General features: G+C 61.1%; 16 protein-coding genes. 10 read left to right on the top strand and 6 right to left on the bottom strand.

Annotated features, from left to right (window positions below; all coding sequences use genetic code 11):
• Window positions 1-8 precede the first annotated feature (8 nt).
• Together CSQ93_RS10610 and CSQ93_RS10605 are read left to right on the top strand one after the other, a co-directional pair.
• A complete protein-coding gene (locus CSQ93_RS10610; RefSeq protein WP_099378011.1) occupies window positions 9-728 on the top strand; it encodes a nitroreductase in 720 nt (239 codons plus the stop codon).
• Window positions 729-905: 177 nt separating this feature from the next.
• A complete protein-coding gene (locus CSQ93_RS10605; RefSeq protein ID WP_099378010.1) occupies window positions 906-1,979 on the top strand; it encodes a serine hydrolase in 1,074 nt (357 codons plus the stop codon).
• A gap of 35 nt (window positions 1,980-2,014) precedes the next feature.
• Here the strand turns inward: CSQ93_RS10605 and CSQ93_RS10600 are convergent, their stop codons facing one another.
• A complete protein-coding gene (locus CSQ93_RS10600; protein WP_099378009.1) occupies window positions 2,015-2,794 on the bottom strand; it encodes an IclR family transcriptional regulator in 780 nt (259 codons plus the stop codon).
• A gap of 151 nt (window positions 2,795-2,945) precedes the next feature.
• On the opposite strand from CSQ93_RS10600, the gene CSQ93_RS10595 reads away from it, so the two are divergent.
• From CSQ93_RS10595 to CSQ93_RS10560, 8 genes are all read left to right on the top strand, one after another.
• A complete protein-coding gene (locus tag CSQ93_RS10595; RefSeq protein WP_035821531.1) occupies window positions 2,946-3,329 on the top strand; it encodes a diacylglycerol kinase in 384 nt (127 codons plus the stop codon).
• A gap of 130 nt (window positions 3,330-3,459) precedes the next feature.
• A complete protein-coding gene (locus tag CSQ93_RS10590; protein ID WP_099378008.1) occupies window positions 3,460-4,464 on the top strand; it encodes a sulfate ABC transporter substrate-binding protein in 1,005 nt (334 codons plus the stop codon).
• 44 nt (window positions 4,465-4,508) lie between these two features.
• Window positions 4,509-5,075, top strand: a complete 567-nt coding sequence (locus CSQ93_RS10585) for an RBBP9/YdeN family alpha/beta hydrolase (protein ID WP_099378007.1) — start codon at window positions 4,509-4,511, stop codon at window positions 5,073-5,075.
• Window positions 5,076-5,117: 42 nt separating this feature from the next.
• Entirely contained in the window at window positions 5,118-5,756 is a 639-nt protein-coding gene (locus tag CSQ93_RS10580; protein WP_034785187.1) for a peroxiredoxin, read from the top strand.
• Window positions 5,757-5,987: 231 nt separating this feature from the next.
• Window positions 5,988-6,797: a sulfate ABC transporter permease subunit CysT gene (gene cysT, locus CSQ93_RS10575; RefSeq protein WP_099408869.1), complete on the top strand. Its 810-nt coding sequence runs from the start codon at window positions 5,988-5,990 to the stop codon at window positions 6,795-6,797.
• Complete coding sequence (gene cysW / locus CSQ93_RS10570) at window positions 6,794-7,720, top strand: sulfate ABC transporter permease subunit CysW (protein WP_099378184.1); 927 nt, start codon at window positions 6,794-6,796, stop codon at window positions 7,718-7,720. The genes cysT and cysW overlap by 4 nt, the downstream gene beginning before the upstream one ends.
• A gap of 1 nt (window position 7,721) precedes the next feature.
• Window positions 7,722-8,792 carry a sulfate/molybdate ABC transporter ATP-binding protein gene (locus tag CSQ93_RS10565; protein WP_099378006.1) on the top strand — a complete coding sequence of 357 codons (1,071 nt, stop codon included), beginning with the start codon at window positions 7,722-7,724 and terminating at the stop codon, window positions 8,790-8,792.
• A gap of 14 nt (window positions 8,793-8,806) precedes the next feature.
• Window positions 8,807-9,739 (top strand): CysB family HTH-type transcriptional regulator, encoded by a 933-nt coding sequence (locus CSQ93_RS10560; RefSeq protein ID WP_099378005.1) that lies wholly within the window; start codon window positions 8,807-8,809, stop codon window positions 9,737-9,739.
• On the opposite strand, the gene CSQ93_RS10555 is transcribed toward CSQ93_RS10560, so the two are convergent.
• The 5 genes from CSQ93_RS10555 to CSQ93_RS10535 form a co-directional block, all read right to left on the bottom strand.
• Window positions 9,736-10,089, bottom strand: coding sequence for an MmcQ/YjbR family DNA-binding protein (locus CSQ93_RS10555; protein ID WP_099378004.1), 354 nt, complete (start codon window positions 10,087-10,089; stop codon window positions 9,736-9,738). The two genes, CSQ93_RS10560 and CSQ93_RS10555, sit on opposite strands and share 4 nt — an antisense overlap.
• Entirely contained in the window at window positions 10,086-10,697 is a 612-nt protein-coding gene (locus CSQ93_RS10550) for an immunity protein Imm33 domain-containing protein (protein ID WP_099378003.1), read from the bottom strand. The genes CSQ93_RS10555 and CSQ93_RS10550 overlap by 4 nt, the downstream gene beginning before the upstream one ends.
• A 143-nt stretch (window positions 10,698-10,840) precedes the next feature.
• A complete protein-coding gene (locus CSQ93_RS10545) occupies window positions 10,841-13,258 on the bottom strand; it encodes a TonB-dependent receptor plug domain-containing protein (RefSeq protein WP_099378002.1) in 2,418 nt (805 codons plus the stop codon).
• Window positions 13,259-13,553: 295 nt separating this feature from the next.
• Window positions 13,554-14,600 carry an aldo/keto reductase gene (locus tag CSQ93_RS10540; RefSeq protein WP_099378183.1) on the bottom strand — a complete coding sequence of 349 codons (1,047 nt, stop codon included), beginning with the start codon at window positions 14,598-14,600 and terminating at the stop codon, window positions 13,554-13,556.
• Complete coding sequence (locus CSQ93_RS10535; RefSeq protein ID WP_092711168.1) at window positions 14,600-15,649, bottom strand: quinone-dependent dihydroorotate dehydrogenase; 1,050 nt, start codon at window positions 15,647-15,649, stop codon at window positions 14,600-14,602. Before CSQ93_RS10535 ends, CSQ93_RS10540 begins: the two co-directional genes overlap by 1 nt.
• Window positions 15,650-15,725 lie beyond the last annotated feature (76 nt).

Raw genomic sequence — 15,725 nt, 5'->3', positions numbered from 1 at the left:
GCAGGGCAGTGAACAAGCAAGCATCTGAAACACAGTCGGCGCAGCAAGCCGTGGACGCCGTGATTCTGTCGCGCCGTTCGATCCGCGCCTTTTTGCCCACGCCGGTGGCGCAGGACGACATCGCGCGCATCCTGGAAGTGGCGGCGCGCGCGCCGTCGGGTGCCAACATGCAGCCGTGGAAAGTGTATGTGCTGTCGGGCGAGGCGCGCCTGCGCCTGTCGCGCCGCATCCTCGCCGCCTACGACGCGCCGAAGGCGCCCGATGCGCCCGCGCGCACGGCGTCGTATACCTATTACCCGCGCCAGTGGACGGCGCCTTTCATCGAGCGCCGCCGCAAGATCGGCCTGGACCTGTACCAGCTGCTGGGCCTGGAGCGGGGCGACACGGCCGGCATGGCTGCCCAGCACGGGCGCAATTTCCAGTTTTTCGATGCGCCCGTGGGCCTGATCTTTACCATCGAGCGGGTGCTGGAACAGGGTTCCTGGCTCGACTACGGCATGTTCTTGCAAAACATCATGCTGGCGGCGCGCGCGCGCGGGCTCGACACCTGTCCGCAGGCGGCTTTCATTCATTACCATGACATCATCCGCGACGAGCTGGGCGTGCCGGCCAGCGAAATGGTGGTGTGCGGCATGGCCCTCGGTTATGCCGACCCGGACAAGGTCGAGAACCGCCTGAACACGGAACGCGAGCCGCTGGCCGGCTTTGTTAAATTCATGGACAAATAGACATTGCCAGTGATAGGCGCCGGTAAACCGCCCGTCAAGGATGGGCTTGTTTGCGGATCGCTAACGTTTTGTATTTCATTACTGCAATAAATACTGTCCTAACTGTTAAATAGACTTGCGATTACTCTGCATTTCGCTACACTGCAATAAGGCAACAGCTTCACGGGGAATTATCGAATGGCTAAGTTTAAACTGGCGCTGGGTATCCTGGCTTCCCTGCTGTTTGCACTGGCGCCGGCTGCGGCCGTGCACGCCAAGGAAGCGAACGGCAAATCCTCAGCCGCGAAGAAACACAACACCAAGAAAGTCAAAGTCGTGCTGCGCAAGGGCGCGACGGCCGCGCCGCGCGAAAAGACCGTGCGCCGGGTCGTTATGGTGCGCGGCAAACGCAAGGTCATCTATCAAAAAATCAGCAGCGTGGCCGTGCCCATGGCCGCACCGATGCCGACCATGGGCGACCTGGCAGGCCTGAACCTCACACGTGATCCGCTCGACCTCAAGTCCAGCGTGGCGCTGGTGCTGGACCAGGCCAATGCGGAAGTGCTGTTTGAAAAGAATTCGAATGTCGCCCTGCCCATCGCCTCCATCACCAAGATGATGACGGGCCTGGTGGTGGTCGAAGCGCGCCAGGACATGGATGAAGTGCTGACGATCACGGACGAGGACGTTGACCGCGCCAAGTTCAGCAGCTCGCGCCTGAAGGTGGGTTCGCAATTGACGCGTGCGAATATGCTGCACATCGCCCTGATGAGCTCGGAAAACCGCGCCGCCTCGGCGCTGGGCCGCAATTATCCGGGCGGCTTGCCTTCGTTTGTCGACGCCATGAACAGCAAGGCGCGCCAGCTGGGGATGATGGATACGCATTACGTCGATTCCAGCGGCTTGTCGAAAATGAACGTGGCCAGCGCGCGCGACCTGGGCAAGCTGGCCATGGCCGCCTTCCGCCATCCGCTGCTGCGCGAGTACTCGACGGACCCGAAAGCCATCGTCGAAGCGAGCGGCCAGCCCATGCAGTTTGGCAATACGAATCACTTGGTGGCCAATCCGGGCTGGGAGATTGGCCTGCAAAAGACGGGTTTCATCAATGAAGCGGGACGTTGCTTGATGATGCAGGCTGTCATCGAAGGACGCGCCGTGATCATGGTTTTCCTCGATTCCAAGGGAAAACAGTCGCGTACGGCCGATGCGGGACGCATGCGCAAGTGGCTCGAGGCACTGAAACCAGCCAATATGAGCTTGCCAGGAGGGTAAGGTGTCCAGGGCGGCATGGCCGCCCTGCATTCTTATTACTCTTGAGGAATGAATCCCAAGGTCACGGAAATCTGGTTCGCCGTTTCCACCAGGTCCACCAGCCACTCATCCTGCAAGCGGTCGGCTGGCGCCGAGATCGACAGTCCCGCGATCAGCTTGCCTGTATCGTCGCGGATGCCGGCGGCCATGCAGCGCACGCCCAGTTCCAGCTCTTCATTGTCGCGCGCATAGCCGCGCTCGCGCACCAGACTCAGCTCGCGCTCGAGCTTTTGCAGATCCGTGATGGAATTCTTGTTGTGTCCGGCCAAGCCCGTGCGCGTGGCGTAGGCGCGGATGGCTTTCGGCTCGTCGACGGAGAGGAACAGCTTGCCCGTCGAGGTCAGGTGCAGCGGACCGCGCCCGCCGATGGCGCGCACCACCTGCATGCCCGAGCGCTCGGAAAAGGCGCGGTCGATGTAGACGATCTCGTCGCCCTGGCGCACGGACAGGTTGATCGTTTGCTGGGTTTTCTTGTGCAGCTGGCGCATGAAGTCCAGCGCCGCTTCGCGCACGCTGAGGCGGCTTTTCACCACATTGCCCAGTTCCAGCAGGCGCATGCCCAGCCGGTAGGTGCCCGGTTCGATGCGGTCGACAAAGCGCGTCAGCACCATGTCGTTGAGAATGCGGTGCGCCGTCGAGGGGTGTAGGCCGGAAACTTTCGACAATTCCTTCAGGCTGACCGGGTCGGAATATTTGGCCAGGGCATCGAGCAGGGCGACCATGCGTTCGATCACCTGGATCGTTGTCTTCGGGGCAGCGACCGGTTCAATTTTCATGATGGATTTGGTGCAATGCAGTATTCATGCTTCTTTATACCATGATGTGAAAAAATAGTGAAATGTTCCGAGATATTCAGCGAATAAATGGTCACAGTGCTATGTCACCCCCATAATGTGTCCACTGCACCTGCTTTACATATGGAAAACCATGCAACCTGTAAATGAATTCAAAAGTAAAAGTGGCTTGAAGCGGATCTTTTCCGCCTTTTTCTACTCGCTCGATGGCTTGAAAGCAGCTTGGCGCCACGAACACGCGTTCCGCCAGGAACTGGGCCTGTTCGTCGTCGGCACGGTGATTGCCTTGCTGCTGCGCATCTCCGCGTTTGAAAAACTGGTGCTGATCGGCGTGCTGCTGCTGGTCTTGATCGTGGAACTGATCAATTCGGCAATCGAAGCCGTGGTCGACCGCATCTCGCTGGAACGCCATCCACTGTCGAAAAACGCCAAGGATTTCGGCAGCGCAGCCGTGCTGCTCACGTGCATCCTCGCTTTCGCCACGTGGGCCGTCGTCCTGTTCAACCGCTTTTATTAACTGCTAAATCCCCGTTGCGCCTCGCCCATATGCGGAAATCGCATATCAAATGGCGAAACGCTTCGTTCTCTTTGCGGCCATGGCGCCGTAATCTGGTGGCTCTGAAAGTTCAACCACTCGGGGATCTTAGATGCTGTCGAAAAAAATCATCATTGCCGCCGCCATCAGCGCGTTTGCCCTTCTGCAAACAGCGCAGGCTGCCGATATCACCCTGCTCAACGTGTCATACGACCCGACGCGCGAGCTGTACCAGGATGTGAACACGGCATTTGCCAAGGAGTGGAAAGGCAAGACGGGCGACAACGTCAAGATCAAGCAATCGCACGGCGGTTCCGGCAAGCAGGCGCGTGCCGTCATCGATGGCCTGGAAGCGGACGTGGTCACGTTGGCCCTGGCCTATGACATCGACGCGCTGGCCGAGCACAAGCTGCTGGCCGCCGACTGGCAAAAGCGCTTGACGCACAACAGCTCGCCTTACACCTCGACCATCGTGTTCCTGGTGCGCAAGGGCAACCCGAAAGGCATCAAGGATTGGAATGACCTGATCAAGCCGGGCGTGTCCGTCATCACGCCGAACCCGAAAACCTCGGGCGGTGCCCGCTGGAACCATCTGGCCGCGTGGGGTTATGCGCTGCGCCAGCCGGGCGGCAACGAAGCCAAGGCCAAGGATTTCCTCGGCAAGCTGTATAAAAACGTGCCCGTGCTCGATTCCGGCGCACGCGGCGCCACCACCACCTTTGTTGAACGCGGTATCGGCGACGTGCTGATCGCCTGGGAAAACGAGGCGTATCTCGCCGTCAAGGAACTGGGTCCGACCAAGTTCGACATCATCACGCCTTCCGTCAGCATCCTGGCCGAGCCGCCTGTCGCCGTCGTCGACAAGTTTGCCGACAAGCATGGCACACGCAAGGTGGCCGAGGCTTACCTGAACTATCTGTACACGGACGAAGCGCAAGACATCATCGCCAAGAATTACTACCGTCCGGCAACGGACAAGGCGGCGAAGAAATACGCATCGCAGTTCGCCAAGGTCAACCTGTTCACCATCGAGCAAGTGGCGGGCGGCTGGACTGCCGCGCAAAAGGCGCACTTTGCCGACGGCGGCATCTTCGACCAGATCTACCAGCCTAAGTAATACCGGATGGCACGATTGCCAGACCGTTACTAAAAGGACACATCATGGCGCTGCGCAGCTTTTCCGATTACCGGGTACTGATCGTGCCGGGCTTGCATAACAGCGGTCCCGAGCATTGGCAGAGCCGCTGGCAGCGCCTGTATCCGCAATTCGAGCGGGTCGAGCAGGATGACTGGAACGACCCCGACCTGGCCACCTGGTCGGCGCGCCTGGACCAGGTGCGGCGACAAGATGCACGCCCGACGCTGATCGTCGCCCACAGCTTCGGCTGCCTGACGACGGCGCATAGCCTGGCCCGCGACCCGCAGGGCGTGGCTGGCGTGCTGCTGGTGGGGCCGGCCGATCCCGACAAGTTTGGCGTGGCGAAGGCCTTGCCGCAAAAGCGGCTGCCTTGCCCCGGCATCCTGATCGCCAGCCAGACGGATCCGTGGATGACTGCCGAACACGCAGCGCAGTGGGCACGGCGCTGGAATTGCAAGTATATTGATGGCGGTGCGTTGGGCCATATCAACGCCGAGTCGCGCCTTGGTGACTGGGTCTACGGCCAGGCGCAGCTGCAAACACTGTTTGATCTGGCGCAAAGCGACAAGCGCCACCGTCAGGCAGCCTGATTCGACGAATCCGATTGCCACACAACCTCACAGGAGATCATGATGACTTTACGCCTGGGCGATGTCGCCCCTGATTTTGAACAAGACAGCTCGATAGGCCCGCTCAAGTTCCACGAGTGGGCTGGCAATTCCTGGGTGGTGCTGTTTTCCCACCCGGCCGACTTTACCCCCGTCTGCACGACGGAACTGGGCCTGACGGCCAAGCTCAAGCCGGAATTCGACAAACGCAACGTGAAAGCGATCGCCCTGTCCGTGGACGCGGCCGAGTCGCACAAGAGCTGGATCAAGGATATCGAAGAGACGCAAAACACGGTGGTGGGCTTCCCCATCATCGCCGACGTCGACAAGAAAGTGTCGGTGCTGTACGACATGATCCACCCGGAACAGTCCGTCACGGCCACCGTGCGCTCCGTCTTCATCGTCGACCCGAACAAGAAGGTACGGCTGATCCTCACGTATCCGCTGAGCACGGGCCGCAACTTCAATGAAATCCTGCGCGTCATCGACGCTTTGCAACTGACGGACGGCTACACGGTGGCCACGCCCGGCAACTGGAAAGATGGCGACGACGTCATCATTCCATTGACCGTGCAAGATCCGGACGTGATCAAGCAGAAATATCCGAAGGGCTTTACAGCTGCCAAGCCGTACTTGCGCCTCACGCCGCAGCCAAATAAATAAAAGTTTTTACTTTTACAAAAAGCGCACCTCGCCGGTGCGTTTTTTTTTCGTCCAACGCTTTGACAGGGAAGTATGCAAAATCCATCTAAGCAAATGAGAAATGGTTAGTTCTTTTTATAACGATTGCATGTGATTATTGCGCCCTATAACTCAAAAATGTAATAAGAAGGAGTTTCTATGTCAGCAGCATCAGCAGCACCGCTCAAGGCGCGCGGAGCGCCGTTTCGGGTCATGCCGGGGTTTAAGCTGTCACTGGGCTTTACGCTCTTTTACCTGGCCTTGATCGTTCTCATTCCGCTGTCGTCGGTGTTCCTGAAAACCTTCACCATGACATGGGACGCCTTCTTCAGCGCCGTCACGTCCGACCGCGTGATGGCGTCGTACCGGCTGACGTTTGGTGCTTCGCTGATCGCCGCCCTGTTGAACGTGGTGTTTGGCGGCATCCTGGCCTGGGTGCTGGTGCGCTATAAATTCCCCGGCAAGCGCATCATCGATGCGCTGGTCGACTTGCCGTTCGCCTTACCCACGGCCGTGGCCGGCATCACCCTGACGGCTTTGTATTCGTCGAACGGCTGGTTCGGCCAGTTCATCGAAGGCGTGCTGGGCATCAAGGTGGCGTTCACGCCGCTGGGCGTGGTGGTGGCGCTGACCTTCATCGGCTTGCCGTTTGTCGTGCGCACCGTGCAACCGGTGCTGGAAGACGCGGAAAAGGAACTGGAAGAAGCGGCCGCCAGCCTGGGCGCCAACTCCCTGCAAACGTTTATCCGCGTCATCTTCCCCACGATTTTGCCATCCTTGCTGACAGGCTTTGCGCTGGCCTTTGCCCGCGCCACGGGCGAATACGGTTCCGTGATCTTTATCGCCGGCAATATGCCGATGGTGTCGGAAATCACGCCACTGTTCATTATTACCAAGTTGGAGCAATACGATTACGCGGGCGCCACGGCCATCGCCGTGGTGATGCTGGTGGTCTCCTTTTTGCTGTTGTTGACGATTAACCTGCTGCAAGCATGGACGCGCGGAAAGGCGAAGAAATCATGAGTACGAATACGACTGCCGTCGCTGGCGTGGACAATGCGCGCCCGACGGCGCGCCGCTTCGAGCCGAATGTCGGCCCCGTCGTGCTGGAACCGTTGTGGGTGCGCACGGTATTGATCACCATCGCCTTGCTGTTCCTGACGACCTTTTTGATCGTGCCCCTGGTGGCTGTGTTTGCGGAGGCGTTCAAGAAGGGCTGGGAAGCGTATATCGCCGCCATCATCGATCCGGACGCAATTTCCGCCATTAAATTGACCTTGATCACGGCCGCCATCGCCGTGCCGCTGAACCTGGTGTTCGGCGTGGCCGCTTCCTGGTGCATCGCCAAGTTCGAATTTCGCGGCAAGAGCATTTTATTGACCCTGATCGATTTGCCGTTTTCCGTTTCCCCGGTGATTTCCGGCCTGATCTATGTGCTGATGTTTGGCGCCCAGGGCTGGTTCGGCCCATGGCTGCAGGCGCATGACATCAAGATTTTGTTTGCCGTGCCCGGCATCGTGCTGGCCACGATCTTCATCACCTTCCCGTTCGTCGCGCGCGAACTGATCCCGCTGATGCAGTCGCAGGGCAGCGAAGAGGAAGAAGCCGCCATCGTGCTGGGCGCCTCGGGCTGGAATACTTTCCGCAGGGTCACTTTGCCGAACATCAAGTGGGGTCTGCTGTATGGCGTGATCCTGTGTAACGCCCGCGCCATGGGCGAGTTCGGCGCCGTGTCCGTCGTGTCCGGCCATATCCGCGGCGAAACCAACACCATGCCGCTGCAGGTGGAGATTCTGTACAACGAGTACAACTTCGCCGCCGCGTTTGCCGTCGCCTCCCTGCTGGCCTTGCTGGCCCTGGTGACCCTGGCCCTGAAAGCTTTCATTGAGTGGCGTTTGAACGAGAGCGACGCCGACGATTCCGCCTTACGTTCTACGGAGCACTGATATGACCATCGCAGTTAAAAACATCAATAAACGTTTCGGTGATTTCGTCGCCCTCGACAATATCTCGCTGGACTTTCCCGCCGGTGAATTGACGGCCCTGCTGGGCCCGTCCGGTTGCGGCAAGACCACCTTGCTGCGCATCATCGCCGGCCTGGAACATCCTGACAGCGGCCAGGTGCTGCTCGATGCGGAAGACGCGTCGAACCGCCACGTGCGCGAGCGGCAAGTCGGTTTCGTGTTCCAGCACTATGCACTGTTCAAGCACATGACCGTGTTTGAAAACGTGGCCTTTGGCTTGCGCGTGAAGTCGCGCAGCGAGCGTCCGTCGGAAGACCAGATCCGCCGCAAGGTGAAAGATTTGCTGGAACTGGTGCAGCTGGACTGGCTGGCCGACCGCTATCCGCCGCAACTGTCGGGCGGGCAACGCCAGCGTATCGCCCTGGCGCGCGCGCTGGCTGTCGAGCCCCGCGTGCTGCTGCTGGACGAGCCGTTCGGCGCTTTGGATGCCAAGGTGCGCAAGGAATTGCGCCGCTGGCTGCGTCGCCTGCATGACGACTTGCACGTGACCAGTATTTTCGTCACGCATGACCAGGAGGAAGCGCTGGAAGTGGCGGACCAGGTCGTACTGATGAACAAGGGCACCGTCGAGCAACTCGGTTCCCCAGAGCAAGTCTACAACCATCCGGCTTCGCCCTTCGTGTATGGCTTCCTGGGTAACGTCAACCTGTTCCACGGCCGCGTGCATGACGGCGTGATGGCGACGGGCGACGCCAGCTTCGAAGTGCCCGATTACGCAGGCGTGAGCGACAGCAAAGGCACGGCCTACGTGCGTCCGCATGACCTGGAAATCGACCGCTACACGCAGGGTGCGGAAGGCATCGTCGTGAAACTGAGCCGCGCGCATGCGATCGGTCCGCTGGCCCAGCTGGACTTGCAGCGCATTGATAACAGCGAGTTGATCGAAGCGGTGATGTCGAATGAGCGTTTTACCCATCTGCAGCTGAAGGAGGGCGAGACGTTAGTTGTTCGCCCGAAACGGTTACACGTGTTCGTTGAACCTACAAGAACCTAAGAGGCTGGAACACCATGAATTTTCAACAACTGCGCTCGATCCGCGAAGCGGCCCGCCGCGGCTATAACCTGACGGAAGTGGCCAACGCCCTGTTCACGTCGCAGCCGGGCGTGAGCCGGCAAATCCGCGAACTCGAGGACGAGCTGGGCGTGGTGATTTTCGAGCGCAACGGCAAGCGATTGACGGGCTTGACGGAGCCGGGCAAGGGCATCCTGAAGATCGTCGACCGCCTGCTGATCGAGGCGGAAAACCTGCAGCAGGCCAGCCTCGAATACAGCGGCCAGACCAGCGGCACCTTGTCCGTGGCGGCCACGCACACGCAGGCGCGCTATGCGCTGCCGAAAGTGGTGCAAAGTTTCCGCGCCGCTTACCCCGACGTGCGTATTGCGCTACAACAAAGCGCACCCGAGCACATCGCGGAATGGGTGCTGTCCGGCAAGACCGACATCGGCATCGCCACGGAAGGCTTGAGCCAGTTCCCCGACCTCGTGTCGTTCCCGTGCTACCGCTGGAGCCATTTGATCGTCGTGCCGGACGGCCATCCGCTGCTCGAACACTCGCCCATCCGCCTGGAAGACCTGGCGAAATATCCGCTGATTACCTACGACAAGGGTTTCACGGGGCGCGGCCATATCGACGACGCGTTCGCCAAGGCGGGCGTGGCGACCGACATCATCCTCACGGCCATGGATTCCGACGTCATCAAGCAATACGTGGCGCTGGGCCTGGGCGTGGGTATTGTTGCTTCGATGGCCTTCGACCATGGCCGCGACAAGGGCCTGCGGGCCGTGGAAGCGTCGCACCTGTTCGCCACCAACACGACGCGCCTGGCCGTGCGTCGCGGTGCCTACCTGCGTGCCTATGCCTACGAGTTCATCCTGCAGCTGGCGCCTGACCTGACGCGCGAAGACATCGACCGCGCCATGGCGGGAGAGGAAGCGCTCTAGGCGATGGCTGCCTGTTGCGCGCGCGTCAGGCTGGCCACGGCGCGCGCGTAGCTGTCCTGTACCAGTTCCGCCAGGTAATCGGCCGGGAAGCGCGCAACATCGACGATTGTCACCCAGTGAAAGCGGCCCATGTAGCGGGCCGGTTTCACGCCCGGCATGTCCGTCAATTCGACAAAGCGCCCGGCGTTGACCCGCAGGCTGAAGCGCCACTGTTCCGGTGCGCTGGTCTTGAAATACGCAAATTTTTTCCCCGCCACTGCATACACGAGGATGTTCGACGGCGCACCGTACAGCACGGCTTGCGCGCCGGGCTGCGCCGCACAAAAATCTTTCAGTTCATCGCTTGTCATTCCTCAACCGCCACGAATTGTTGCGTGGTATGGTCGAAGGCATAGGCTGCGCCGGCGGGAGCATCCAGCAGCCGGATAAAACGGTCGTCCACGCTGAGCACGGCCCCCAGCGATACGAGGGCCACGTTGGCGCTGTCGTTGATGTAGTCGTCGCTTTCATCGTTGGCCGTGAAGCGCCAGCCGCTGTCGTCGCCGTTATCCGGTTCCTCTCGGTACAGATAACCGACGGGCGCGCCGTCTTCCAGCACGCGTTTTGTGACGAAGCACAGGCCCGCGTAGCGGTTGACGAGGTTATCGTCATCGTCGTGCTGGGTATTGATGATGTGGCGGGCCTCGAAGGCGATGGGGGCCTTGGCCTGCAAATCGGCGATGTAGCCGGGCATGTTGTCGAGCTTGCCGGTGAAGCGGCCATGCGGTTCGACCGTATCGACCAGCACCCACATGCGCTCGGCGCCCGGCGCCTGCGGATCGTCGCTGTGGAAGGCGAAGATCAGCTTGACCACGTCGCCGGGACGCACCTGGGCGATGGCCTCGGGCGGCGATTTATAAAAGGTGTAAGGGTGGCGCGCCGCCAGTTCTGCGGCGTCGGCCAGGTGCCAGCTGGGCATGGTGATCCGTCATCAAGAAGAGTAAAACCCATGGTAGCCGATTGCAGGCTTGAAAGCACGCCGTGCGCCATCCTTGATCAATAATGAGCGGCAAATAAGAAAGGGAGGCGCGAGGCCTCCCTTTTCATGTGCTGCCGTTGCGCTTACCAGCTATAGCCAGCCTTGGCGTAGTAGTAGCGGCCGTTGAAGCCGTTCGGCGCGAAGCCGCTGTACGGCTGGGTGCCGCCATTGTTGAGGTTACCCACGCTGGTGATCTGGTCAGGATAACGGTTGGTGACGTTGTCGATACCGGCCACCAGGCGCCAGTTCTTGCCCAGTTTTACGGAACCGGACACGTCCAGCACCCATTGCGGATCGTAGTGCTGGTCTTGCAGGGCATTGTTTTGCGGCACGATGAAGCTGCCGTAGCGCGTTACGACGCCGTGCGCATTCCAGATGCCGAAGCTGTAGTCGGCAGCCAGGCTGAACTTGTCTTTCGGCGAACCGACGGTGGCGCGCTGGATGGTCTGGCGGTCGATCAGTTTCAGGTTGTTGGCCGTCAGGATGGCCGGATTGTCCGCCACTTTCTGCACCGAGGTCTTGTTGTGGTTGTAGGCCACGGTGAGGTCCAGGCGATCCTTGTCCTGCAAGTCGATGCGGTAGGTGCTGACGATGTCGACGCCTTCCGTGCGCGTATCGACGGCGTTGGTGAAATAGCGTCCCGCGCCCACTGGCGTGCCCTGCGCGGCCAGGATGTTTTTCAAAGTAGTGCTGAGTATCAGATTGGAGGAAAACAGGATGCGGTCATCGATGTCGATGCGGTAGGCGTCGATCGTCGTCGTGAAGTTGCGGATGGGCTGGAACTGCAGGCCCAGGCTGTAGTTGCGCGCTTTCTCCGCCTTCAGGTCTTGTGCACCCAGGGCGCGTGCCTGTGGCGTGTTGACGGCAAAGGTACCCGTTTCGATGGCCGTATTCGTGCCATTGATGACCTGGAAGTTGGTGGTGGTGATGGTGTAGTACTGCTGCGCCAGCGATGGCGCGCGGAAGCCGCTCGACACGGTGCCGCGCAGGGACAGGGCGTCCGTGAAGGCATAGCGGGCCGAACCCTTGGCCGAGGTGGTGCTGCCGAAATCGCTGTAGCGCTCATGGCGCAGAGCCACGCCACCGGACAGTTTTTTCGTCGCTTCCGCTTCCAGGTTGACGTAGATCGATTCATTGTGGCGGCTGTGGCTACCCGCGTTTTCGGGACGGAAGCCGGCAAAGCCCTGCGAACCGGTACCGGTATACGATGCTTTCTCGCCAGCGCCGATCGTGTATTTTTCATGGCGCGCTTCGGCGCCCACGGCCACAGTCAGCGGCCCCGTAAAGTAAGCGACGGGGAATTCGCGCGCCGCGTCGAGATTCAGGACGGTCTGTTCATTTTTCAGGGAGCCCACATAGAAGTGCGTGGGGCTGGCGGCGGCCAGGTCGAAATTGACGGTATTGTCGAGATCCAGCTTGAACTTGTTGCTGCCGTAGTTCAGGCTGGCATCCCAGCGCCAGCCGGCCGCTTCGCCGCGCAAGCCGGTCACCAGCGACTGGTCGGTCAGGGTGCTGTTCTGGATTGGCAAGAAGCCTTCGGGAAAGATCGACGAGCGCGTGATGTAGTCCCCTTTTTCATTCTTCACCAGGCCTGCGCGCCAAGTGGCGCCGGCCGAGGTGTCGCGCTGGCCGTAGCCGCCGAAGGCATACCAGTCCAGGTTGTCGCCGAGATGGTATTCGCTGTTGATGAAGACGGTGGCCGGCTTGCTCTCGGCATCGCCGTAGCGCAGGTTGACCTGGCCATAGCGCGGTTCCAGCGGGTTGCTGAAATCGCGGCCGGCACGGTTGGTCGGACCGCGATCGGCCACTTCTGCCGAGACGCGCACCCAGCCATCGTCGCCCAGGGCGAAGCCGGCCGAACCCTTGATGGATTTTTGCTTGCCGTCGCGTTCCTGCGTCTGGCCATAGCCCACTTCGATGTCGCCACCGGCCGCACCTTTTTTCAGGATGATGTTGATTACGCCGGCAATCGCATCGGAGCCATACTGGGCCGCCGCGCCATCGCGCAGCACTTCCACATGGTCGATGGCGGCCAGGGGAATGGCGTTCAGGTCGACCGGCGCCGAGCCGCGGCCCAGGGTACCGTTGACGTTGACGACGGCCGAGGTGTAGCGGCGCTTGCCGTTCACCAGTACCAGCGTCTGGTCGGGCGACAGGCCGCGCAGCTGGGCAGGGCGCACGGCATCGCTGCCATCGGCACCCGTCGGACGGGGGAAGTTCATCGATGGCAGCAGGCGCGCCAGCACGGTGGCCAGTTCGGCCGAACCCGTGCTTTGCAGGTCGCGCGAGGTGAGGATGTCGATCGGCGACTCGGAATCGATGGTGCGGCGGTTCTTGGCGAAGGTGCCGGTGACCACCACCGATTGCAATTCACCTTCGGCCGGCAGCTCTTGCTGCGCTTGCGCTTGCATGGGCAGGCTGAAGCAGGCGATCAGGCTGGCTGCAATAACGGTTTTCACGGGCAGGGCGGGAATCTGGGAGCGGGCGGTGCTTGAACTCATCGACAATATCTCTTCGGTTAGTGAATGCGCGAACCAGGGCGGTCCGGTGATGACATCAGAGTAACAGTGGGCCTGTGGCATGCTTACGAATCGTTCTGTCTATCGATATGCAATAAATGTCTGATACGCGTCCGAATGGCGCGGGTAGCGCATATGGCCTCGTTTCCAGCATACGACCGGGCATGGCAAGGCCGCAATGCTGCACAGCAGTAAATTGCCAGCTGTTGCATAAATACGACTATCTGGATGAGAGTGGGGAGTCTGGCGGCGACATGCACCGCCAGACGGAGGGAGTTTACTGTCCCGGATTGGGAGCGCTGGCGTGGATGGCGTCGACGGCCGCCACCAGTTCCGGCGACAGCGTGACTTGATGCGCGTCGATATTTTGCTGCAGCTGCGCCACGCTGGTGGCGCCGATGATGGTCGAGGCCACGAACCAGCGCGAGTAGCACCAGGCCAGCGCCAGTTGCGCCGGCGTCAAGCCGTGCGCGCGGGCCAGCGCCGCATACTGGCCGGCGGCCGCGATGGTAGCGGGGCGCACGTAGCGGGGACTCCAGCCGGCCGGGAAGCGCGTCAGGCGGCCCTTGGCCTGCGGATCGTCGAGGTACTTCGCCGTCAGCTGGCCGAACGCCAGCGGGCTGTAGGCGAGCAAGCCCACATTTTCCCGGTGGCAGGTTTCGTCGAGCAGGCTCGTCTCGAAATGGCGCGCCGTCAGGTTGTACAGGTTCTGGATGGATACGATGCGCGGCAAGCCTTTCAGCTGCGCCTGCTTGATGTATTCGCATACGCCCCACGACGATTCGTTCGACACGCCGATGTGGCCGATCTTGCCTTCCTCGACCAGCTTGCCCAGCACGGCCAAGGTGTCTTCGATGGCGACCGACGCGTGCTCCTTGCGCGGGTTGTACACGCTGGCGCCGAAGATGGGCAGGTTGCGGCTGGGCCAGTGCAATTGATACAGGTCAATGTGCTCCGTCTGCAGCCGGCGCAAACTGTCTTCGACGGCGGCGCGGATGTTGACCGCGTCGTGATCCGTCTTGCCCTTGCGTATCCAGTGCATGCGCGAATTCGGCCCCGCCACCTTGCTGGCCAGCACGATCTGGCTGCGCTTGCCGCTTTTCCTGAGCCAGCTGCCGAGGTAGCGCTCCGTGCTGCCCTGCGTCTGCGCGCTGGCCATCACCGGATACATCTCGGCCGTGTCGATGAAGTTGATGCCCCGCTCCAGCGCGTAATCGAGCTGGCTGTGCGCTTCGGCTTCGCTATTCTGTTCGCCGAAGGTCATCGTGCCCAGGCAGATCCGGCTCACTTCCAGATTGCTGGAACCCAGCTTGACCCTGGCTATCATTTCGCCTGTTTGCCGCGCAGCGCGCGCGCGCAATCCTTGATCAGCGCGGGACCGGCGTAAATCAGGCCGCTGTACAACTGCACCAGCTGCGCGCCCGCCTCGAACTTGGCCACGGCATCGCTGCCCTGCATGATGCCGCCCACGCCGATGATGGGCAGTGCGTCGCCCAGTTCCGCCTTCAGCAGACGGATGACATTGTTCGACAGTTCGAACACGGGCGCGCCCGACAGGCCGCCCGCTTCCGCGCCGTGCGGCATGCCTTCCACGGCGCTGCGCGACAGGGTCGTGTTGGTGGCGATGACGCCGTCAATCTTGTGGCGCGTGAGCGACTCGGCGATGCTTTTTACCTGTTCGCCATCCATGTCCGGCGCGATTTTCAGGGCCAGCGGCACGTAGCGTTTGTGCTTGTCCGCCAGGCGTGCCTGGGCTTCCTTGAGCTGCGACAGCAGGGCGTCGAGTTCCGACGCGCCCTGCAGCTGGCGCAGATTCTTGGTGTTCGGCGACGAGATGTTCACCGTCACATAGCTGGCGTAGGGGTAGACTTTCTCCAGGCACAGCAGGTAGTCGTCGGCCGCCCGTTCGATCGGCGTGTCGGCGTTCTTGCCGATGTTCAGGCCCAGCACGCCGGCGCGGTTCTGGTAAAACTTCGATGCCTGCACATTGGCGACAAAGGCGTCGACGCCGCCATTATTGAAACCCATTCGGTTGATGATGCCCTGCGCTTGCGGCAGGCGGAACATGCGCGGTTTCGGATTGCCCGCCTGCGCGCGCGGCGTGACGGTACCCACTTCGATGGAACCAAAGCCCAGGTCGGCCAGCGCGTCGATGTAGGCGCCATCCTTGTCCAGGCCGGCGGCCAGGCCGACAGGGTTCGGGAAGGTGATGCCCATCACCGTGCGTGGGTCCGCCGCCGGTTTGCCGGCCAGCTTCGTCAGGCCCAGCGCGCTGGCGCGTTTCAGGGCGGGCAGGGTGAGATGGTGGGCCGCTTCGGCATCCATCGAAAACAGCAAGGGGCGGGCGAGGGAGTACAGGAATTTTTCAGACATGGGGCGCTTTGAGTAGGTGTGCGGGCCGCCGGGAAGGGCTGGCGGCGCGCGAAATAAGTGCCGTATTTTACCGTGT

Origin of the sequence: Janthinobacterium sp. BJB426 (assembly GCF_002735705.1) — a bacterium.
In the GTDB taxonomy this organism is placed as follows: Bacteria; Pseudomonadota; Gammaproteobacteria; order Burkholderiales; family Burkholderiaceae_D; genus Janthinobacterium.
This window is presented reverse-complemented; position numbering and strand designations above follow the sequence as displayed.

Bases quoted from the DNA above. Each gene is read 5' to 3' on its own strand.
- CSQ93_RS10605 (WP_099378010.1), top strand. From the start codon at position 906: ATGGCTAAGTTTAAACTGGCGCTGGGTATCCTGGCTTCCCTGCTGTTT.
- CSQ93_RS10600 (WP_099378009.1), bottom strand. From the start codon at position 2,794: ATGAAAATTGAACCGGTCGCTGCCCCGAAGACAACGATCCAGGTGATC.
- CSQ93_RS10595 (WP_035821531.1), top strand. From the start codon at position 2,946: ATGCAACCTGTAAATGAATTCAAAAGTAAAAGTGGCTTGAAGCGGATC.
- CSQ93_RS10590 (WP_099378008.1), top strand. From the start codon at position 3,460: ATGCTGTCGAAAAAAATCATCATTGCCGCCGCCATCAGCGCGTTTGCC.
- CSQ93_RS10585 (WP_099378007.1), top strand. From the start codon at position 4,509: ATGGCGCTGCGCAGCTTTTCCGATTACCGGGTACTGATCGTGCCGGGC.
- CSQ93_RS10580 (WP_034785187.1), top strand. From the start codon at position 5,118: ATGACTTTACGCCTGGGCGATGTCGCCCCTGATTTTGAACAAGACAGC.
- cysT (WP_099408869.1), top strand. From the start codon at position 5,988: ATGCCGGGGTTTAAGCTGTCACTGGGCTTTACGCTCTTTTACCTGGCC.
- cysW (WP_099378184.1), top strand. From the start codon at position 6,794: ATGAGTACGAATACGACTGCCGTCGCTGGCGTGGACAATGCGCGCCCG.
- CSQ93_RS10565 (WP_099378006.1), top strand. From the start codon at position 7,722: ATGACCATCGCAGTTAAAAACATCAATAAACGTTTCGGTGATTTCGTC.
- CSQ93_RS10560 (WP_099378005.1), top strand. From the start codon at position 8,807: ATGAATTTTCAACAACTGCGCTCGATCCGCGAAGCGGCCCGCCGCGGC.
- CSQ93_RS10555 (WP_099378004.1), bottom strand. From the start codon at position 10,089: ATGACAAGCGATGAACTGAAAGATTTTTGTGCGGCGCAGCCCGGCGCG.
- CSQ93_RS10550 (WP_099378003.1), bottom strand. From the start codon at position 10,697: ATGCCCAGCTGGCACCTGGCCGACGCCGCAGAACTGGCGGCGCGCCAC.
- CSQ93_RS10545 (WP_099378002.1), bottom strand. From the start codon at position 13,258: ATGAGTTCAAGCACCGCCCGCTCCCAGATTCCCGCCCTGCCCGTGAAA.
- CSQ93_RS10535 (WP_092711168.1), bottom strand. From the start codon at position 15,649: ATGTCTGAAAAATTCCTGTACTCCCTCGCCCGCCCCTTGCTGTTTTCG.